We start from the raw sequence: 21,875 nt of genomic DNA, 5'->3' as shown, positions 1-21,875 counted from the left end.
CTCCTCCCATTTGATAGAAGAAAGGAGGGAAATCATGGGGGCTTTTGGAATTTTAAAAATACCAGAATGGATGTTGAAGTTCTTGTACGTGAATTTTTTATGGATTTGTTTTTCTCTCGTTGGTTTGGTTATGTTTGGGCTTTTTCCTGCAACTGTTGCCATGTTTGCAATATTTCGTAAATGGATCATGGGGGAGACAGATATTCCGATTTTTAGAAGCTTTTGGAGATATTATAAAAAGGATTTCCTAAAGAGCAATAGGTTAGGTCTGCTTCTTTTGGTAATTGGTTATACGTTATATATTGATTTTCAGTTGCTTCAATATGCTAGTGATAGTGTTTGGATAACGATTATTTCATACGTTGTAGCGACTATTACCTTGATGTATATCTTAACTCTTTTATACGTTTTCCCGGTTTTTGTACACTATGAGATTCCGGTCTTTAAAGTGTTAAAAACCTCATTTCTAACCATGATTGTTTCTCCGCTTTCCACTATTATGATGATGGCGGGAAGCGTTATTCTTTATTTTTCGTTAAGGAATTTTCTTGGATTAGCTGTGATTTTAGGTCCAAGCTTGTTTGCGTTTTTAGTTATGTGTTCGGTTTATCTATCCTTTACGAAGCTCATAAAAAGCAAAGCAGTAAAACTCGAGAGTTCCTAATAACAGTTTCGATAAAGAAGAGGCGATAAAAAGTGTTATTAGAATGTCGCTAATAACACTTTTAGTTAGAAAATAGTAACGATGCGGTCTTTAGATAATTACATATAACATTTTTAAAAAGAAATCAACACTGAAACTGTCTTTTTTAATTTTTGTTTAAAAGTTTTTCTAATCTTTCAGAAGAATGGTTCTCTAGCCATTCTTCCCAAGTAAGCCCAACATTGCTTAGAATATTTTCAATTCTTCTACGGAATGGAAGTCCGTCTTGAGTGATTTGTCTTTCCATAGGATCTTCTTTGCCTTGTAAAATACGCTCTATCCATGTATCTAGTTCATGCTCTAATTGTTTTGCGATTTGACGTTGTGAGTGAGCAAGATTAACCGTTTCTTCTGGATCTGTGTACAAATCATACAGTTCTCTTGGTGGGCGAGTGAAAGGACCACTGTCCCTTGTTCGAATAAATTTGTATCGCTCCGTACGTACGCCCCGTGCTGCTTGCCATGCACACTCACTTAAATAAATGGTAGATTGGGTCCCTTCTTCTTCTCCAAAAATAGATGGCCATAGACTTTTGCCATCAATATCTTCTGGAAGAGATAGAGGTTGAATATTCGCTTCGTCCCTTTTATTAATTGCTTCGAATATAGTAGGCATAAGATCTACTTGTTGGACGATTCCTTGCACTCGTTTTCCTGATGGAAGCTGATTAGGCCATCTCATTATCAATGGTACTTGAACGGTTGTGTCATAGAGACCGCAATGATCCCAATAGATATCATGTTCTGTTAAACTTTCTCCATGATCGCCAAAAATAATGAGCAGCGTATCCTCTTTGATTCCTAATTCTTCTAGATAATTATCTAATTCTTTCAATTTATCATCTAAATACCGTACTTCCGCGTCGTATAATGCATTAATGTATTCGGCATCTGTGACAGGACCTAATAAATCAAAATGGTGATGTTTAAAAAAAGGATAGGCTAAATGATTATATGCTGGTTTCATACTGTTATTTTGCTTGTCATATGGATCTTTGTTTAAGTCATAAAAGTCAGCCACATATTTTTTTGGAGGCAGGTAAGGTGTATGGGGATCCCAGTAATGAAGGAATAAGAAAAAGTCCTCGTCTTTGTGCTCTCTGAGCCATGGTTTCGTTAATTCGTTTATTGTTTCCCCGTCTATCCATCTTTTATTACCGACACTATTAATATAGTAACGAAAGCCTCTGGCAAACCATTCTTTTAATTGGTATAAGTTATCTACCGCTCCAGTGGTAAATCCTGCTTGACGTAACATGGTGGGGAGCCACGCTGTTGATTTGGAAAGGTTGTTTAATTGTGAGCCGTGAGAAACAATTCCCGTCCGAAGCCCTACTTTTCCGGTGAAGATGGAGGTGTGAGCTGCCTCAGTTGGTATGTCAGATGCAAATGCATTTTCAAAAAGAACCCCCTCTGAGGCTATATGGTCCATATAAGGGCTTGTTGGTTTAGAATATCCGTAGCAGCCTAATCTTTTAGCTCGGAGAGAATCAAGTGAAATCATTATGGTTTTCAAATGTGAAAGCCTCCTTTATCAGACTAAACCAGAATTAGCTATTTGTATCCGTTAATATGCGTTGTTTGCGTATATATTCATTTTAAATACATACGAATACTTTATCGACACTGATTAAGCCATATTTATGGTCAATTAGGCCATTGGGAAGGGTATCTATCCGTTCACTGTCTCGAATTAGAAATTATAAATGCGGAAAGTTGCTAATAAAAAGCCAGAGTTGCAAACAAATGCAGGAAGTTGCAAGGATACAGCATCTAATCCTAATCTTTTGGGCATTAAAAGAGTTATTGTATCATAGGGTTAGGGGACGTTAAAGGAGAGGATAAGGGGATATCTTTTACTGGTAATAAATAATTTTAGTTATTTATGAAAGGGAGAATGTGCATGGTAATGTCTAGGCTTAAAAGAGATGGAAAAGTAGAAAGAATAGAATGGGCGCTACTTAAGGGAGTAAGGTCAAGACCAGCGGGAGGCAATGCTAGGTTAGGTGTTCACGGAAAAGAAGTCCCTATGGATATAGTTAGAATAACCATAGAGGGTGTTACTGGTTTCGGCTGGTCTCGTATTTCAAAAGAGAACGCAAAGCAGTTAGTTGGATTGACAGTGAGCGATCTTTTTACAACAGAGGGGAAAGTAAAACCAAGTTATTATGCTATAGAATTTCCTTTATTGGATTGGTTAGGAAAATATACAAAAAAACCTGTATATCAATTATTTTTAGACTCAAGTGTTGATGAATACTCTGTTCCTTGTTATGATACTTCCCTCTATTTTGATGATCTACATTTGGAAAGTGATGAAGATGCCGTCGAGTTAATCCAGATGGAGGCTTTAGAAGGAGTCAAAAAGGGGCATCGTCACTTTAAAATTAAGGTTGGCAGAGGTGCCATGCATATGCAGCTGGAAAAAGGGAAAAAACGAGATATTGCAATTATTCGTGGGGTTAGGGAAGTATTAGGACCTGATTCAAAGATTATGATTGATGCAAATAATGGATACAATCTTAACTTAACAAAAGAAGTACTTACAGAAACTGCTGATGCCAATTTAACTTGGATTGAGGAACCGTTTCATGAAGACCCAGAATATTTATCAGAGTTAAAATCATGGTTGGAAAAACAAAACCTGAATATTATGGTTGTTGATGGGGAAGGAAACGCAGATGTTAATATTGTTCGATGGGCTAAAGATGGTCTGCTTGATGCCATTCAATACGATATTCGTCAGTATGGATTCCATAAATGGTTGGAACTTGGTGAAGAATTAGATAAGGCTAATGTGCACACAGCACCACATAATTATGGGGGATCCTATGGTAATTTTGCACTCATGCATTTAGCGCCAAATATTAACGGCTTTTTGTTTGTTGAGTGGGATGGAATGGATATTCAAGGTATTGATGACTCTGCTTATGTTATTAAAGAAGGAGAAGTTTCTGTACCTAATTCACCAGGATTTGGGTTGAATTTAGACGATGATTATTATACTAATCTATTAAATAATAATGGTTGGCATGTTGAATGGAATCATAAACAAAGGATCTGAAGAAATTGTAAATCATACCAGAGTGGTCAAGCGTTGAAAATTTAAATACTTAGACAGGAAAGAAGTCATCGTCACAATTGTCGCCAAACTTCCGGGATATCCCAATACGAAAATTAATTTACATCGAAGGGCCTTTCAAATAAAGATATTTATTGTGAATAATTTACTATGATAAAGCCCGATTCCAGCAATTAATCTGAATTGGGCCTATTTGTATGAGAAAGGAATAAAAAATGTGATTCAAGAAATATTTGAATTGTTGTCTTCGTTTTCATATTGTCATAATACTCTGTAGCAACCGTTGTAAAAAGTTGAAAGTAATGGTAGGGATATGATAAGCTTTACTGAAAACGCTACCATAATATTGATCACTAAAAGAGACGAGGAGGAGAAACGATGATTAAAAGAATAGGTCACACAGCATTTACCGTTAAAAATATGGAGAGGTCGTTAGAGTTTTATTGTGATCATTTAGGTTTTGAAAAGTTATTTGAATTACATAATCAAGATAACGAGCCATGGATTATCTATCTAAAAGTGTGTGAAGGGCAATTTATTGAATTATTTTATGGTGGAAAGAAAAGTAATAGCATAGATGGTGAGACTATTGGTTATAATCATTTGTGTTTAGAAGTAGACGATATAAATGAAATTGCAGGCCATTTAAAAGAAAAAGGGCTAACGTTAGATGTGGAACCACAGCAAGGATTAGATTTAAACCATCAATGTTGGATAAAAGACCCAGATGGTAACCGAATCGAATTTATGCAACTACATCCAGACTCTCCGCAATTAAATAAATAGGCGTATCCTTCGAAAGTAAATGACGAAGAGAAAGTGTAAAGTAATAGTTTTTAGAATAAAAAGCCACTCATAACGGTAATCATAAGTGGCTTTTCTATTATTATTGACTATATTTCTCTACACGTTCATCATTAATCACGCCATCCCAGTTCAAACCGAATGTAAAGTCATAAACATTTCCTTCTGAATCTACATGTACTTCCATGTCATGTGGCACATCTTCAAATTGCTCTTCCACTGTTTTCATGTCAGCCGGCATTTGGAATGGTAAGAGACCAGATGGTTCTACATTACCTGAAACAATTTCAAGCAGGGCCTGATCTTGTACACCAAAATTAGTTAATATGGCATCTGCGTGATCTTCAAATTCACCAATAACGAATGGATTGTTTGTCTGAACGGAGACAATCACTGGTTTGTCATCCATTTGTGCTTTTGTTTCTAGAACAAGATCAAGGTCTTGTGTGTTTGCTGCAGTCACTGTTTTGTCTTTATACGTTCGATTCGTAAAGTCTTCAGTTGGGTGACCGCCGGCAACACTTTCTGCCCGTGCGTAATCTGCTGTGTATTCACTGTATTGTAAACTGATCGGTAAATAACCATTTCCACCTTCTTTACGGTCTTCTACAGAATAACCCAAACCGCCGTCAGGACTCATGATGCCGACAAGTGCGAAGTCCGCTTCATCCGGATTAGTTGTCACATTGAAATATTGTTCCACAACCTCCATATTAAACGGTACTTCATAGTAACCAGGAGTAACGCCGCCACCGAAACGTGATTTAACTGGAGGATACCAGCGTTCTGGCACATATGCAGTTAACTGATCACTGCCTTCAGCCTGAAGTGGTAGAACATTTTCTTTATTTTTTAGCATGACAATCGATTGAAGTTGTGCATCAAAACCTGCTTGCATGAATTCCGGATTACCGACAACCTCACTTGTTTCTGCAACATCAAGGTAAGGGTTTTCAAATAATCCTACTTGGAACACATTTTTTAATAAACGGACTGCAGACTCTTCAAAGCGGGCGCGCATTAACTCTTCACCATGTTCCTCCACGCCAAGCTCATAAGCTTTAAGAATATCATCTGATTCATCTACACCACCAAATTGGTCGACTCCATTCATGATCACTTTATAGAATCGTTCAGGTACAGAAAGGTGTTCTACACCCCAAGAGCTGCCATAGCCGAAGTTCTCCATATCCTCGATTTCATATCCAATATCACCTGTAATACCCCAGTCGGTAGTTACGACGCCATCAAAGCTGTATTTTTGACGAAGCAGGTCATCGATCATGTATTTACTATAAGCATTTCCTACATTTTCTCCATATTTCGGATCCTGATCCCAAGAAATCGTATAATAAGGCATAATTGCGGCAACGGAATCTGTTCCGCCTTGTAAATCAAAGGCCCCATCTAAAAAAGGTACAAGGTGTTCATCAAAATTATTTCCTGGATAGACGGCATATTTTCCGAATGGATAATGTGCGTCACGCCCACCTTCACCGGATCCACCACCTGGCCAGTGTTTCGCCATTGTGTTAACACTGTTGTAGCCCCATGCATTTTCAATTTCGTCCTCGTCTTTTGATGTTTGAAATCCGTCTGCATAGGCGCGGGCTAAGTCAGCTGATAGCTTCGGATCTTCACCAAAAGTACCAGGGAATCGGTACCAACGTGGATCTGTAGCAATATCAATTTGAGGTGAAAGAGCAGTTGAAATACCGAGTGCGCGGTATTCTTCGGATGCAATATCACCAAATTTTTCAACAAGTTCAGGGTCAAAACTTGCTGCTAATCCAATTGACTCCGGCCACATGGAGATGTCACCGCCAGCTCCAGCATTATACTCTGCACTTGCATCTGATCCGTGTCGTGGGTCCGAACTATTGTTTAAAGGGATACCTAGACCTAATCCTTCTGCCAATGCTTGTGCGTTATTAGTCCATTGTGCAGCTGTTTCGGGACTTTTTACACTTGTGATTAGTACATGACGTAGGTTGTCGTTCACGATATAGCTTGTCTGCGCTTCCGTGAGTTCTGAGGAGTTAATGCTCTGGTGGGAACTGTATAGCATTAAACCAGCTATTTGTTCTTTTGACATTTTCGATGCTAAATCCTCTGCACGTTCTTCAACAGGGAGCCGCCAATCTTCATAGTCGTCTAATTGGTTATTTTGGTTTAGATCTTTAAATGCGTACCCTGCACGGATAATATGTTCCACACCAGAATTGGCTGAATAGCCTAAAGTGGCTCCATCTCTGTTGGAGATATAGATCATATCATCTGATTCGGTAACCGACCATTTGCGACCGTTGTCTTTTGATAAACCTTGGCCGACACCTTTACCATTGTTACTGTCACTTGCACCGAAAACAGGACCAGGCATCCCTAGCACTAATGCGGTGATCGATGCAACCCCAATTGCCTTTTTCCATCCTTTTAGCATAGTTTTCCTCCTTGAAATTGGATAGTTAACTGTGAAGCGTGTGATTAGTGGTTCCTAAGGTGTGTACTAATTTACTTTCATGAATCACTCCTTTGTGTGGATTATCATAAAGCGGCACTAATATTGTAACCGCTTACCTTTTCTTATTGTATAATAGCTTTATGTTGGAGGAACCAAGAAGTACTAGCACAATTTAAAGATTTTCTAGATTATTTTAATGTGAGGGGGAAGCGTAAGCAAGCTAGAAACTTTTTACGCAGCTTCTTTTTTAGATTGCTAGTAAAGCGAAAATGGCCAGAAAGGCAACCTGCATACAATATAGGAAAAGAATCAGAAAAACCTTCTAATTCCCCCTCATCTCACTATTTGCGTATTGGTTAAAAATGTCGCCTTTTTCACCATAGCTCGGAATAGAAAGAACCATGAACAAAAAAATTGGTGATGGAAACATAACTTTTCTAAAAATAGAGAAACGTTTTCATTTATGGTATGCTTTTATTTGAGGTGATACTATGGCAACGATAAAAGATGTTGCGAAGCTAGCTGGTGTAGGGATTAGCACGGCTTCGCGAGTTATTAATAAATCTGGATATGTGAGTGAAAGTACAAAAATAAAAGTCCAAGATGCTATTAATAAATTAGGATATGTTCCCAATGAAACGGCTAGAGCATTTGTGACGCAAGATAGTAAAATTGTGGCGCTATTTTTACCGTCCATTCATCATGCCTTTTTCTCGGAACTTGCTTATTATATTGAAGATGCACTAGATAAAAACGGTTACAAAATGCTTTTATGTAATTCTACCGGCAACATTCAAAAAGAGTTGAGTTACATCAGTATGCTTAAACAGAACAAAGTTTCTGGTATTATCGGGATTTCTTATAACGAAATTGAAAGTGAAATTCATAATTCTATGCCGATTGTGTTGGTAGATCGCCATATTGGTACAATTCCTTATGTATCCAGTGACAATTACGGTGGAGGAAAAATCGCTTTTCAAGTATTAAAGGACACGGGGTGTCAGCATCTTGCTTATATTGGATCTTATTCAAACAGCGTACTAACAGAGGTTGAGAAACGGCAAAAAGGGTTTGAAGATGCAGCAAAAGAAGATGGGATGGATTATATTATTTATACAGAAGAAGACCCGATAAAAGACCAAACAGCATTTTTAAAGCGATTTCTATCTCAATATAAAAACGTAGATGGGGTTTTTGCTGAAAATGATCTTATGGCATTGGAGCTTTTTGAACTGGCAAAGGAACAAAATATTAAAGTTCCCGAAGAGCTGTCTATTATAGGGTATGATGGCATTAAAGTTTATGAAGTGTTAAAATCAAAACTTTCATCGATTAGACAACCAGTAGAAGTAATGGGAAGAAGTTTGGTGGAATTATTAATCAAAAGAATAAAAGGTTCTTATGTAACGCCAGTAATACACCCGGTTGAATTTGTAAAAGGGGAAACAACGCGTTAATGGAAAAATATAAAAATACGGATTGACAATATGAAGGGGATTATATATACTAATTTCAAAGATGGAAACATTTCCATATAACATTAAAAAGGGGCTAACCCCTTTTTAAATTTACTAATGTGGAAACGTTTCCTTATAAAAGGAGGAGAAGTTATGAAAAATATAATTAGTTTTCTGGTGATCCCGTTGATTTTCTTGGCATTAGCTGCTTGTTCTAATTCATCAAATAATACTTCGGAAAACAGTGATGCAGAAGAGGATGTAAAAGAGTTGGAAGTTTGGGTACATGTTCCTGCTGATGAACCAGAAGGAGAAAACTATGATGTGAGAGCGAAAGAATTCGAAGAAGCTCATGAAAATGTAGACGTGACGGTAGAACATATCGTCAAAACAGGAGGAGGAAGCGGCTATAATGATCGGCTCAATGCAGCGATCACTACTGGAGAACTGCCAGATATTATCGCATTAGAGAGCGTATATGCTGCTTCGTATACGGATTCTGATATTCTTTTACCGCTCAATGAATATTTAGATCAAGCAACATTGGATTCATACCTAGATACCATTATTTCAGCTGGTAGTGTAGGAGATAATATTTACGCCTTGCAATCATTTGATTTATCATCACCCGTTTACTATAACGTCGATTTATTTGAAGAAGCAGGCATTGAGGTGCCAGCAGATGAAAATGGTAATTGGACGTTGGATTTAGCTTGGAGTTATGAAGAATTTTTAGAGAATGCGAGAAAGCTTAAAGATCACATGGGTCAAGAGCCTGTCCATATGTTTACAGAAAATAACGGTTGGCATATGTATGCCCATTCTCCTATTATCTTTTCCAATGATGCGAGAATGGTCGGAGAAAATGGTCTTGATACAGAGGGATATTTAGATAGCAACAACACAATGGAAGCATTACAATTTTTAGACACATTATTTAGAGATGGCATTGTAGCTTCCACAACAAGAGAAGACGCTTTTGCATTAGAGGAAGCGGCGATTAGTTTTGAAGGACCATGGATGGTAGATGTATTTCAAAGTGAGTATCCAGATTTAAATTGGTCGATCATGCCTTACCCGTATGGAAAAGATGGGCATCAATCAGCACCGCATGGCAGCTGGTATATCGCAGCAACACAAAACACAGAGTATCCAGAACTGTCAGCTGAGCTAGTAGCGCATTTAACAAACAAAGATAGTGCGATCAAAATGGAAGAAGCGGCTGGATTAATTCCAGGTCATAAAGAGTTGCTAGATTCATCCGAAACATATAGCGATTACCCAAGAAAGCTTATGTTAGATCAGTTAGTCAATACGAACCATCTTAAGCCAAAATCTCCTATTTTCCCAGTGTTGGAAGATGCACTTGGTGACATTATGGAAGGAATTGCATTAGATAATGGATCACTCGAAAGTCTCATCAATGATGCGAAGGAAAAAGTAGATCGTGAGGCAGATAGGTTTAAGTAAGAATTAGAAAATAGCAAGTGTACGCTAAATCGTACACTTGCTATCCCATCAAAGGAGTATTTGTTATGCATAATATCAAGCAAAAGATAAAACAAAATAAAACTCTTGATTTTATTTTTAGTGGAAAAATATTATTTTTGCTTCCGGCTTTTGCGTTGATCAGTATCTTTGTTATTTATCCACTAATTTTAGCCGTTGGTTATTCTTTTACTGATTATTATTTGCTGAAACCAAATGATATATCTTTTGTTGGCTTTGATAACTACATGGAAATAGCTTATGACAAATATGCTAAGAAGGCTTTCTTTAATTCAGCGAAATACGTTATTTATATTGTGCCATTACAGGTTATTTTATCTTTATTTTTGGCCACGCTGATTGCGAAAAAGTCCAAAACGAACACACTTTTTCGAACGGCTTTCTTTTCGCCGTATATTTTGTCTATTATCGTTGTTTCCTTATTGTGGAAAAACATCTTAGATCCCAATTCAGGAATTGTAAACGAATTTTTGGCTTCATTAGGCTTTGCAAAACAAGAGTTTTTCTCTGACCCAAATTTAGCACTCCCGACCATTTCCTTCATTATTCTTTGGCAAGGGATCAGTTTTCAGATGTTAATCTTAATGGCTGCTCTTCAGGATATACCATCTTCTCTTTATGAAGCAGCTTCTATGGAAGGGGCAAATGCTTGGCAGAAATTCAAACATATTACGCTTCCTAGTATAAAAGGTCAGGTCGTATTTGTACTAATTGTCGTGACCACAGGAACTTTTAAAATCATCATTGAACCTTTAGTTATAACAAATGGCGGACCGCAAGGCAGTACATCAAGTATTCTTTTATATATGTTTGAACAAGGAACAAGGTATCGTCAAATAGGTTATGCCAGTGCCATCACCGTCATTTTTGCCATCATATTGATTATGATTGCCTTTGTCCAAAGAAAGCTAGTAAAGGAGGAAGAAGGGTGAAAGGGATTACGGTCATTCGTTTATTAAAATATATCGTATTAATCGCCTTTGCTATTTTGTTCTTATTTCCCACTGTTTGGATGTTTGTAAGCAGTACAAAAACCGTGGTGGAAATTTCAGAAGAAATAGGTTCGATGCAAAGTTTTATACCGAACTTCACTAATATTCAAAATTGGTTAGTACCTTACCAAGAAATGTTTAGCCGATTTAATTTCTCGATCCATTTCTTTAACAGTGTTTATTACACTTTTATTATTGTATTCGGAAGCTTATTCGTTAATTCGTTGGCAGGGTATGCTTTAGCTGTATTTGATGTACCCTTTAAAAAGTTTATTACAGGCGCTTTAATTATTTTAATTATTTTTCCATTTCAATCTGTATTTATTCAAATTTTTATCATTATCAATCAATGGAATCTGACGAATACAGTTTGGGGATTAGCGCTTCCTCATATTGGAAGTGCCTTTTATATTTATCTGTTTATGGTGTTTTTTCAAAAAATCCCTAAAGAACTAAGGGAATCTGCTTATATAGATGGGGCATCTAATTGGAAGATATTTACCAAAATAGTGGTACCAATCTCCAAACCTATTTTTATGACCATTGGTATATTGGTTTTTGTCGGCGCTTGGAATGATTATGTTTGGCCACTAATGGTTTTTACAGAAGAGAGTAAATATCCATTATCAGTTGCGGTAAATATTATGAATGAAACGAAGCCTGCTTATTTAAACCAAGTCATGGCAGGATTAACTGTCACCACCATTCCGATTCTATTAATCTATATTTTGGGGCAAAAATACATTACTCCTCAGAATTCTTCATCTGGGATTAAATAATGAGAGGTGAGTTATGAGTTTAATATATGATCTTCCTTTTCGTGAAGGAAAAGGTAATCAAACAAAAGAAGCAATTCGCGGCAATATATTGCCCATTCATTATGTATTCAATCACGCAAAATATAAAGCAAGTTGTTCTCCTAATTGGGTGGAATCACCCGTATCTGGATATGCAGTGGACTTTGATGGATATTCCACTTATATCAAAGATCAACCTTTAGAAGTAAATGGGTCTTTTTCTATATCTGCCTTTCTTGCACCTCGGTGTTTTGAAGCATGTCACGGGGATGTACCTACTACCATAATCGATCAGATTAATCAGTCGAGTCAACAAGGATTCGCTTTAAGTATTTTTCGACACGGAGAAGTGCAATTCGAATTAGGAGATGGAAGAAATATTTATCGATTTAGAACCGATAGACAACTTGAATTGCTTACAAAATCTTTCCTAACGGTGTCATATAACCAAGAAGAACTCTCCGTTACGATTTATATCAATGGAAAGAAGGAGCTTGAAAGTACTAACATAAAATATTTCCGTCCAGCTGATATCGCGTTATCCATCGGATTAAATAATCACCCATTTGAGATTAGTGAGGTGTTTAAAGGGGGCATGTTTGCTGGACTGATAGATTTTATAAAGGTATATGATCATGCACTGACAGATAAGGACATTCAAAAAGAATATGACAAAATACGTGACAAGCGATCAGTGCCATTAGAGGATATCGATCTCGATGAACAAAAACTATTAGATGATGTGCATCGTCCTCAATATCATGCCATTCCTCCGCAACATTGGATGAATGAGCCGCATGCCCCTTTTTACTATAAAGGGAAATATCACTTATTCTATCAGAAAAATGCATCTGGTCCTTATTTTTCCCATTTACATTGGGGGCATTGGACGAGTGATGATTTAGTATTTTGGGAAAATGAAAAAACGGCTCTCTTTCCGCAAAAGGGAGAATTGTCGCCATCAGGTGTATGGTCTGGCTCTGCAACTATAGGGCCCAATAACAAGCCTTATCTTTTCTATACCTTTGCCAATTTCAACAAAAAATACAATCAAGGTGTAGCGATTGCTCGTCCTGAAAATGTTGAAGATCCCCATTTAGTCGATTGGAAAATGGAACCACAAGGAGCTATCTATCAAACCGACCAACAAGGAATCCCTTCACAATTTCGAGATCCATTTGTTTGGAAAGATGAAACAGAAGAAAAATGGTATTTGATCATTGGAGGCGGTGTGAAAGATAAGGGACCTACAGTTTGGATATATACATCCACTGATTGTGAGCATTGGGATTTTAAAGGGGAATTATTTTCAGTAGATAGTAGCCTTTATCCATACCTCGGAACCAATTGGGAGCTCCCTGTTTTATTACCAGTACGTGATCAGCAGGGGCAAGTGAAGTATGCCTTTATTTTTATGAGTTTCTTTGATGATGAATCGAAATATGAAGTGGATACTTATTATTATTTAGGAGAATTCGATAAGCAAAAAGTCCAATTTATCCCGGATACAATAGAGCCGGAATTAATGGATTACGGTCGATTTAAATTTAGCGGTCCAAGTGGATTTGTGGATCCTGTTACGAATAAAACGATTGTTTTCTCCATTCTTCAAGGAGATCGAGAGGAACAAGAAGAATATGAAGCAGGATGGGCTCATCATGCAGGCCTGCCAATTGAGTTATTCTTGGAGAATCAGGAATTACGTATCCAACCTTTAGAAAATTTAGCTTCATTAAGAGAAGAGCTGTTAATCCATGAAAGCAATAAATCTATTGAAGAAGCCAATCATAAAGTGAAAAATATTCAGGATAAAATGCTAGAGATCATGATTGAATTTGAAGAAACCGAGAATCTAGTTGGACTCGAGTTAAAGAAGGATCCCGCTAATCAAGAAAAAACAAAGCTGCTTTTTGACAAAGCAAACGATAGGGTTTGGCTGGATAGAACGGAAAGCAGAAAGGATAAAGAGGGTGACATTCAAGGCGGATCACTAAAACTGGATGAAGGTTTTAAAGCCCATATTTTTATTGATCATTCTGCGATGGAATGTTATTTGAATCAGAAAAAAATGATATCCAGCAGAGCCTCCCCCGTATCATCCAATAGTGATTACTTGTCTATTGTTGGTAACACTGATATTAGAATTAAATCAATCAAAATTTTCAGACTTCAATCTATTTGGAAACAGAAAGAAATGAGTGATTAGATATGACAATAAATACAATAAATACAAAAAATACAAACGAGACTTATCGACATCATTATCATCTAATGCCGGAATATGGCTGGATGAATGATCCTAACGGCTTTTCATTTTTTAACAATAGCTATCATCTATTTTATCAGTATTACCCATATGATACTGTATGGGGGCCAATGCATTGGGCTCACGCCGTTAGTGATGATTTAATAAAATGGGATCATGAAAAAATCGCTTTAAGACCTGATAAAAGTTATGACAAAAATGGTGTTTTCTCAGGATCAGGGCTTCAAGTAGGGAATGAACATTGGCTTTATTATACCGGGCATAATGATTCATTCCTGGATTTTTTATATGATCAAAATTTGAAAAAGAAAGAGGGGGTGATAGAAAGCGAAGAAATTGTTTCTCCTATTAGACAGGTTCAATGTTTAGCTAAGTCAGCGGATGGTATAACATACGAAAAATATGAACATAATCCTGTCATTTCCTCCCAACAAGTTCCTTCCAACATAAGATTGGAAGATTTTCGAGATCCAAAAGTTTGGGAGCACCATGATCGATTTTATATGATAGTTGGTGCAAAGAGTCATGAGAATGTTGGACATGTTTTATTCTATTGTTCCAATGATGGCGTTACATGGGAATATTTAAATCAACTCTCACTAGGTCCAGAGTATGGAACAGCATGGGAATGCCCAGATTTATTTGAATTAGATGGAAAACATGTATTGATTTTTTCACCTCAAGAAATTCCGCGTATCGGCTATCGCTATGAAAATATTCATTCTACGATGGCTTTAATCGGTGAGTTCGATTATGAGACAGGTGAATTCATAGTGGAAAACGAACAGGAACTGGATCAAGGTTTCGACTTTTACGCTCCGCAAACTATCTTGTCTGAAGAAGGAAAACGGGTGATGGTTGCTTGGATGAATATGTGGGACGTGGAATATCCTTTACATGAACTAGGCCATGGTTGGAATGGTTCCATGACACTGCCCCGAGAACTATTGCTAAAAGATGGAAAGCTTATTCAAAAACCTTATCATACGATAGACAAGTATAGAGAGGAAAGGATAGAGTGGAGTCATTTTAGTATAAAGGATTACTTTGAGAACGATAAATTGCACGGAAATTGTCAGAAAATGGAGATTCAATTTTGTATGAATGATAGTGATTATTTTAATATGGAATTTTTTAAAGGGGACCGAGAAAAATTATTGTTAAGCTTTGATAAATCTAGAAATGAAATAGTCCTAGATCGTCGAAATGCTCAATTCCCTATTAAAAATATGGCGATTCATAATGATTTTACGAGAAGCCATTCTATAGATTTAAGCCAAAAAGTTAAGCTAAACATTTTTTTAGATGTTTCTTCGATTGAAATTTTTGTGAATGATGGAGAACACGTATTTACTTCGTTATTCTTTTCAAAAGAATTAGGAAAGCAAGTGTTGCTTCATTCAGAAGGCCATACACATATTGATGAATTGATTAAGTGGGAACTTAGATAGCCATAAAATTAAAGAGGGAGTAGAAGGTAGCTTCCTCTTTATGAATAGGTTTGAGTAATACGGGTTAATCAAAATGAAAGCGTTTTATAGTAGGGGAATGAATGTTTAACAGAAAGAGGAGGAAAAGAAAAAATGGTCAAACAGATTAGTATATGTTTTTTGATAATCTTGCTTTATGGGAGTCATTGGATGATCTCAGGAGATATACCGGATGTAAAAGCTGCCAATACCATTACAAACCCAGGATTTGAAACAGGAGACTTGTCAGCTTGGGAAATCGTCGATGGAACAGCTTTTACTGACACAGATATCAGCTCGAAATCAGAATATTGGGATAAACAATCCTTTAATCAGCATAACTTCTGGCATATTTGGGGAGGAAGAGGAGACAATTCCAAAGTTGGCGTAATGCAAAGTGAGACTTTTACACTTGGGGGAGATGGACAAATAGATTTTCTTACTGGAGGTGACAAAGATATAGATAATCTATATGTTGCTCTAGTAAGAGAATCAGATGGAGAAGAATTGATGAAAGCAACCGGTACAGGGACAGACACATACAGTAGAGTGGAATGGGATGCATCATCACATATTGATACTACCGTAAGAATAAAAATAGTGGATAATAGTACAGAAGGACATATCAATCTTGATGATGTAAATGTCCCACCAACGCCATCTTTGCATGATCATATTGAACCTTCAATCTATAACCATGATTTTGAATATACAGCATTACCACCAGATGAAATAAGAGGGTGGGAAATAGTGAGTGGAGATGCATTTGGACCTGATAGTTTAGTCCATGAAAATGAATGGAGCCAAGGGGATACGTTTCACCATGAAGGGGATTACCATTTGTGGAGTTTTCAAGATGGTGGTGATGCCTCAACAGGTGAATTGCATTCTGAAACCTTTACACTGGATGGATCTGGTGGCATTGATTTTCTGATTAGTGGTGGTGAAGATGAGGAAAACTTATATGTGGCCCTAGTAAGAGAATCAGATGGAGAAGAGCTATTTAAAGAAACGGGGCGAAATACAGAAAAATATCAAAGGGTGTTTTGGGATGCATCCGAATATATAGGGGAAGCAGTCTATATAAAAATAGTAGATCATGCAACAGGTGATTGGGGACATATAAATGTTGATGACTTCCATGTGTACAATTCAGTGTATGATCAAAATCTAATTGGTTATTGGAATTTAGATGAAGGCACAGGCAAAGTCACCACAGAACAAGTATCAAGCATACAAAACCCAGTCGATTATCATTTGAATGAGGGAGTTTTCCAAGATTCACAAGATCCATTATGGAAAAGTGACGGGATTTCAAATAGCGCTCTATTGTTTGATGGATATTCTACTTGGGTGACACATACCCCGGATAAATTTCCTGCACCAGATAATGCCATCACTGTGGAAGCATGGGTAGCACCACGTAATTTCGAACATGGTGATGAAGGCAGGTTATCGGCTATTGTCAATCAGCACGATCGGGAAGAGAAAGAGGGCTTTATCTTAGGTAATTTTCGCCACGGCACTTGGGGACTTAAATTCGGGACTGGCTCAGATTGGTATGAAGTAATGTCCGATACACTTTTACCTTTAAAAGAGTGGTCCTATATAGCGGCAACGTATGATAGTGCATCAGGGGAAGCAGTTCTCTATCAAAATGGTGAAAAAGTAGCTTCACGAGATTTCCCTGCTGGCCAACAGATAAAACCAAGCGTGAAAGATTTATTAATTGGTAAAAACAATGATGGTATGTGGTTATATGGATATGATTTAAATATGTTCAGTGGTTTAATAGACGAGGTGAAAATATATAATCAAACATTAAGTGCAACAGAAATTCAGAATGCTTATGATTCATATTTAAGTAACTTGAATGGCAATTTGCCCACTCCAGATATGAAAATGGATAGAAGTATCCTGGCGAAGGATAAACATCGTCCGCAGTTTCATATGTCACCTCCAAATCATTGGGGAAATGAACCGGGAGGACCTATTTATTTTAATGGACAGTACCATGTGTTTTATCAAAGTAATCCGAGAGGTCCTTTTTGGAATCATATTCGTTGGGGACATTTAGTAAGTGATGACATGGTACATTGGCGTGATGTCGATGATGCTGTAATTCCAGGTAAACATGATGTGGACCCTGATGGTGCGTGGGCTGGTGGAGCTGTCGTGGATGATAACGATGTACCGGTTATTTTTTATACGGCAGGCGATGATCGTGATTTTCCTAATCAACGGATTAACATTGCGAGAAGTACTTATCCAGAAGATGGGGATAATGATTTAAATCGGTGGGAAAAGAGCCAGGTAGTAATATTAGAGCAGCAAAAGGGAGAGGGAATTCAAGGCGAATTTCGTGATCCGTTTGTGTTTAAAGATGAGGACACATGGTATATGCTGGTGACTTCAGGAAAAGAGGATGAAAATGGGGATCCTATTGGAGGTACAGCACTTGTATATTCCACCAAAGATTCTAGCTTTGAAAATTGGACATATCAGGGAGATTTGTTTGTAGGAGACTATGATCAGTATCCTAAAACAGGCCGTGTATGGGAATTGCCAATATTATTACCATTAGGGGACAGTGGTAAATATATCTTTTTAATTAATCCTGCTAAAACATCCAGACAAGAATATCAATCGAGATACACCTATTATTGGATAGGAACTTGGGATCCGGAAACAGCTAGTTTTACTCCTGATAATGAAGAGCCCACTTTATTAGATGTAGGAGAGCATTTTACTGGTCCAGCAGGTATGGTAACACCAGATGGCAGAACTATTATTCATAGCATAACGCAGGGGCGAAGACCTGGTAATGATGATTATGATGCTGGTTTTGCTCATAATTATGGATTGCCGGTAGAGGTTTCCTATCGATCAGATGGTCAATTGGGAATTCAACCTATTCAAGAGCTGGAACAATTAAGAGGGGACCAACTAGTTGATATTACCTCAGATACATCATTTGATGATGCTAATCAGATTCTTTCTTCTGTACATGGAGATATGTTGGAAATTGAATTAGAGATAGATAATGGTTCTGCTAATGAAGCGGGAATTAGTTTAAGACGTTCACCAAATGGAGAAGAAGAAACGACTATATATTATAAAGAAAGTAGTAAAGAATTCTGGGTGAATCGTTTGAAATCCAGTCTTGATCCAGATGTGGAAAAATGGTATCAAGGTGGAAACGTAGATATAGGAACAGATAATATTAAACTTCATATTTATGTGGATCGTTCAGAGATTAATGCGTATATAAATGGATTAAAAGGTTTAACGACAAGAGCATATCCAACTCGTGATGATGCCACTGGATTAAAGCTTTGGGCAAATGATCATAGTGATACCATTTCAGTTAAATCACTAAAGATTTGGGAAATGAATTCGGCCTATACCCCTGTACAGGCTGCTGGTGTTTCATTAAATCCAAGTAGTATGGATTTAATAGAAGGCGATAGTGAATGGCTCACGGCAACAGTTACACCATCTCATGTAACGAATAAAGAAGTGATTTGGACATCGGATGATCCATCGATTGCTACTGTTGTAAATGGGAAAGTAACTGCACATGCTGAAGGGACCGTTACTATAACAGCGAAAACAAGAGACGGAGGGTTAACGGCAACCAACACCATTGATGTCGTACCTGAACCAGAACATGATGAATTAGTAAATCATGATTTTGAAACACCAGATTTATCAGGGTGGACCATATTGAGTGGAGATGCCTTTACTGATTTAGACGTGACAAGTGCAAATGATTGGGGATGGGGTGGTCCATTTAATCACCATAGAAACTACCATTTATACAGTATCTATGAAGGTGATGATTCACAAGTCGGTGAGATTCGTTCCCAAAAGTTCATTCTGGGAGGCAATGGACAAATAGATTTTCTAGTGTCTGGTGGAGATGATATTTACCATTTGTATGTGGCACTAGTAAGAGATGCTGACGGTAAAGAGCTAATGAAAGTAACTGGTGGAGATCAAGAAGGATATACGCGTGTTCATTGGGATGCTTCAGAATATATCGGCGAGAAAGTTTATATAAAGGTGGTTGATCAAGCTACAGGATCCTGGGGACATATTAACATTGATGATGTAAATGCTCCCGTGCATCCCACTGAGAAATAAGATATCACCGATGCCAATTTTGAAAGTGGAGATTTAACAGGCTGGCAAATCGTGAGTAGAGATGGGATTGCTCCTTCAATCACGAAGGAGAGTATCATTTGCGGAGTTTTGGGGGACAAAGCTAGAGTTTGGCATATAGTACGGATAAAGGAAGAACTTGGTCGAAATATTCAGGTAATCCTGTCATTCATAATACTGAAAATCCCCCAGTATTTGGAGGTCCAAAAGTATTCTGGCATGAAAGTTCAAGTAAATGGGTGATGTTACTAGCCGCAGAAAATGTTGCACAAGAACAATTTGTCAAAACTTCTGCTGTTTGGCGAACAACATCCCCAACTTGAATTCCACCTGGTCCATTTGAGCGATAAACAAAAATCCCCTTAGTTGTAGCAGGGTCACCATTTTCCGTTAAATCTTGCATCCTATACCCATCACTAGTAGTTGCGAAAATCGTTTCACAAGTTGTCACATTATTGCCTTCTATAAGAAAACAGATCCATTCTCTTGAAAATCATGGATTTCATAGTCAGCATTACTATCTATAATTCCTGAACAATCAACTTCAGTGGAAGATTCACCTCCTCCGCCTTGAGCTCCTCCGTCAGCACGCCACCTTTCCTGGATCAGCAAATGCTGCATTACTAGAAGGTAATATAAGACTTAATGCGAATAAACAATAAGTACTATTTTTACAAATCTGACTTCCTATCACAATTTTCTCTCCTTAAAAGTAAACTTGCACACTTACTAGTAAAACAACCTTTTATTAAGCAGATTGAGGTTGCCTCTGTTTTTAAATTACTATTGAGGTGAAAAACGTTGAATTTTTGGATACAAAAGTTACCAATCACTATTTAAATATTTTTAATTAGAAACGTAATTTAGTAGATAAAGAATAACAGTTAATAAAAAACTTACTCAAAATATTTTACACTCTCAAATAATCATTGTATGATCTAATAAAAAAGAATGATTCAGACTAGTATAATTCTTTAATATTTATTTTTAAGGAGAAACACACATGACCATTAAGCTAAATGATGTTGCTGAAGTTGCAGGTGTATCACCCACAACCGTCTCACGTGTTATAAATAATCGCGGGTATATTAGTGAGAAAACAAAACAAAAAGTTGAAAGCGCTATGAAGGAATTAAGTTACTATCCAAATGATGTAGCTAGATCATTATATAAAAAAAGAACCTATTTAGTAGGTTTGATCATTCCGGATATTTCTAATCCTTTCTATGGTGAGTTATCTTTAGCTATAGAAGGTATTTGTTCCGATATGGGTTATAGAGTGATTTTATGTAACAGTCTTGGCCAACCGGAAAAAGAAGAAGCGTATTCCGTTATGCTGATAAGAAACCAAGTAGATGGTATTATTGTTTGTTCATACAATCGAGATGTTGAGACGTATAAGAAGTCAAATCTCCCGATAGTAGCCATTGATCATTACCTTGCTGAGACGATACCAGTCGTGGGATCAGATAATTATGAAGGAGGTAAAATGGCAGTTCAACATTTGATTGAACGTGGGTGTAAATCTATTATTCATATTAATGGACCTGCTGAACTGGAGACACCAACTCAGTTAAGAAGAAAAGCATACGAAGATTTAATCAAAAAACCTATAACATATGTAGTAAAAAGTCCCTTCGATGAAGAAGAGATCATCCAAACAATCAAAAAAATCTTTAACGAACACCCTGAAACAGATGGTATCTTTGCTAGTGATGACTTGATGGCAGCAAGCTGTTTGCAAATTGCTGAGGAAATGAATATTGAAGTGCCTAAGCAGCTGAAAATTGTTGGTTATGACGGCACTTCCACTGTAAACAAGTTATTACCACAGTTGACTACGATTAAGCAGCCAATAGAAGATATTGCTTCAACAGCTGTATCGCAAATGATGGAGCTTATTAAGCATCCAGATAAAGAGCTTCACAGGGAAACTTTTCTATTACCTCAGATCATCATAAATAAAACGACATAAAGGCCTTTATAGTTCAACTAATGGCTTATTTTCTAAATGTCAACCGGTTGACATTTGAAAACGCTTACTATACTATTGGTTTTATAATAAAGTAAGACCCCGATTTAAACATAATGTCAACCGGTTGACATTATGAAAAAACCTTATTGCGAAAGTTAATTTGTTAAATCAAAATGTCAAGGAGGAGAATATTTAA

Annotated in this window: 13 protein-coding genes and 1 pseudogene; 12 read left to right on the top strand and 2 right to left on the bottom strand. The window is 37.1% G+C overall.

Annotated elements, in window-relative coordinates:
* Positions 1–34 precede the first annotated feature (34 nt).
* The gene (locus GI584_RS19185) at positions 35–664 is read left to right on the top strand and encodes a YesL family protein (protein WP_153792243.1); all 630 of its coding nucleotides are present in this window, start codon (positions 35–37) and stop codon (positions 662–664) included.
* 145 nt (positions 665–809) lie between these two features.
* Here the strand turns inward: GI584_RS19185 and GI584_RS19180 are convergent, their stop codons facing one another.
* The gene (locus GI584_RS19180; protein ID WP_153792242.1) at positions 810–2,219 is read right to left on the bottom strand and encodes a sulfatase family protein; all 1,410 of its coding nucleotides are present in this window, start codon (positions 2,217–2,219) and stop codon (positions 810–812) included.
* Between the two features lie 387 nt (positions 2,220–2,606).
* Between GI584_RS19180 and GI584_RS19175 the strand changes: the two genes are divergently transcribed.
* Positions 2,607–3,767 carry an enolase C-terminal domain-like protein gene (locus tag GI584_RS19175; protein WP_153792241.1) on the top strand — a complete coding sequence of 387 codons (1,161 nt, stop codon included), beginning with the start codon at positions 2,607–2,609 and terminating at the stop codon, positions 3,765–3,767.
* A gap of 396 nt (positions 3,768–4,163) precedes the next feature.
* Positions 4,164–4,571, top strand: a complete 408-nt coding sequence (locus tag GI584_RS19170; protein ID WP_153792240.1) for a VOC family protein — start codon at positions 4,164–4,166, stop codon at positions 4,569–4,571.
* Positions 4,572–4,671: 100 nt separating this feature from the next.
* Here GI584_RS19170 and GI584_RS19165 read toward each other — a convergent pair whose 3' ends face one another.
* The gene (locus GI584_RS19165) at positions 4,672–6,861 is read right to left on the bottom strand and encodes a glycoside hydrolase family 3 protein (RefSeq protein WP_228552441.1); all 2,190 of its coding nucleotides are present in this window, start codon (positions 6,859–6,861) and stop codon (positions 4,672–4,674) included.
* Positions 6,862–7,541: 680 nt separating this feature from the next.
* Between GI584_RS19165 and GI584_RS19160 the strand changes: the two genes are divergently transcribed.
* The 9 genes and pseudogenes from GI584_RS19160 (at position 7,542) to GI584_RS19115 (ending at position 21,679) form a co-directional block, all read left to right on the top strand.
* The gene (locus GI584_RS19160; RefSeq protein WP_100359208.1) at positions 7,542–8,507 is read left to right on the top strand and encodes a LacI family DNA-binding transcriptional regulator; all 966 of its coding nucleotides are present in this window, start codon (positions 7,542–7,544) and stop codon (positions 8,505–8,507) included.
* Positions 8,508–8,660: 153 nt separating this feature from the next.
* Positions 8,661–9,977, top strand: coding sequence for an ABC transporter substrate-binding protein (locus tag GI584_RS19155; RefSeq protein ID WP_157801821.1), 1,317 nt, complete (start codon positions 8,661–8,663; stop codon positions 9,975–9,977).
* A 65-nt stretch (positions 9,978–10,042) separates the two neighbouring features.
* Complete coding sequence (locus GI584_RS19150; protein ID WP_091481101.1) at positions 10,043–10,948, top strand: carbohydrate ABC transporter permease; 906 nt, start codon at positions 10,043–10,045, stop codon at positions 10,946–10,948.
* Positions 10,945–11,787, top strand: a complete 843-nt coding sequence (locus GI584_RS19145; protein ID WP_153792239.1) for a carbohydrate ABC transporter permease — start codon at positions 10,945–10,947, stop codon at positions 11,785–11,787. Before GI584_RS19150 ends, GI584_RS19145 begins: the two co-directional genes overlap by 4 nt.
* 13 nt (positions 11,788–11,800) lie before the next feature.
* Positions 11,801–14,011 carry a glycoside hydrolase family 32 protein gene (locus GI584_RS19140; RefSeq protein ID WP_153792238.1) on the top strand — a complete coding sequence of 737 codons (2,211 nt, stop codon included), beginning with the start codon at positions 11,801–11,803 and terminating at the stop codon, positions 14,009–14,011.
* Positions 14,012–14,013: 2 nt separating this feature from the next.
* The gene (locus GI584_RS19135; protein WP_153792237.1) at positions 14,014–15,522 is read left to right on the top strand and encodes a glycoside hydrolase family 32 protein; all 1,509 of its coding nucleotides are present in this window, start codon (positions 14,014–14,016) and stop codon (positions 15,520–15,522) included.
* A gap of 189 nt (positions 15,523–15,711) precedes the next feature.
* On the top strand, positions 15,712–19,686 hold the full coding sequence (locus tag GI584_RS19130) for a GH32 C-terminal domain-containing protein (protein WP_228552278.1): 3,975 nt from the start codon (positions 15,712–15,714) through the stop codon (positions 19,684–19,686).
* Positions 19,687–19,811: 125 nt separating this feature from the next.
* Positions 19,812–19,961 (top strand): annotated as a pseudogene (locus GI584_RS19125) (hypothetical protein); the annotation flags it as partial.
* Between the two features lie 746 nt (positions 19,962–20,707).
* Positions 20,708–21,679, top strand: coding sequence for a LacI family DNA-binding transcriptional regulator (locus GI584_RS19115; RefSeq protein ID WP_100359215.1), 972 nt, complete (start codon positions 20,708–20,710; stop codon positions 21,677–21,679).
* Positions 21,680–21,875: the final 196 nt, after the last annotated feature.

The sequence above is a fragment of the Gracilibacillus salitolerans genome (assembly GCF_009650095.1).
Lineage (GTDB): Bacteria > Bacillota > Bacilli > Bacillales > Amphibacillaceae > Gracilibacillus > Gracilibacillus salitolerans.
Note: the sequence above shows the minus strand (reverse complement) of the source record. Positions and strands in the feature narration are given on the sequence as shown.

Bases quoted from the DNA above. Each gene is read 5' to 3' on its own strand.
- GI584_RS19185 (WP_153792243.1), top strand. From the start codon at position 35: ATGGGGGCTTTTGGAATTTTAAAAATACCAGAATGGATGTTGAAGTTC.
- GI584_RS19175 (WP_153792241.1), top strand. From the start codon at position 2,607: ATGGTAATGTCTAGGCTTAAAAGAGATGGAAAAGTAGAAAGAATAGAA.
- GI584_RS19170 (WP_153792240.1), top strand. From the start codon at position 4,164: ATGATTAAAAGAATAGGTCACACAGCATTTACCGTTAAAAATATGGAG.
- GI584_RS19165 (WP_228552441.1), bottom strand. From the start codon at position 6,861: ATGATCTATATCTCCAACAGAGATGGAGCCACTTTAGGCTATTCAGCC.
- GI584_RS19160 (WP_100359208.1), top strand. From the start codon at position 7,542: ATGGCAACGATAAAAGATGTTGCGAAGCTAGCTGGTGTAGGGATTAGC.
- GI584_RS19155 (WP_157801821.1), top strand. From the start codon at position 8,661: ATGAAAAATATAATTAGTTTTCTGGTGATCCCGTTGATTTTCTTGGCA.
- GI584_RS19150 (WP_091481101.1), top strand. From the start codon at position 10,043: ATGCATAATATCAAGCAAAAGATAAAACAAAATAAAACTCTTGATTTT.
- GI584_RS19140 (WP_153792238.1), top strand. From the start codon at position 11,801: ATGAGTTTAATATATGATCTTCCTTTTCGTGAAGGAAAAGGTAATCAA.
- GI584_RS19135 (WP_153792237.1), top strand. From the start codon at position 14,014: ATGACAATAAATACAATAAATACAAAAAATACAAACGAGACTTATCGA.
- GI584_RS19130 (WP_228552278.1), top strand. From the start codon at position 15,712: ATGATCTCAGGAGATATACCGGATGTAAAAGCTGCCAATACCATTACA.
- GI584_RS19115 (WP_100359215.1), top strand. From the start codon at position 20,708: ATGACCATTAAGCTAAATGATGTTGCTGAAGTTGCAGGTGTATCACCC.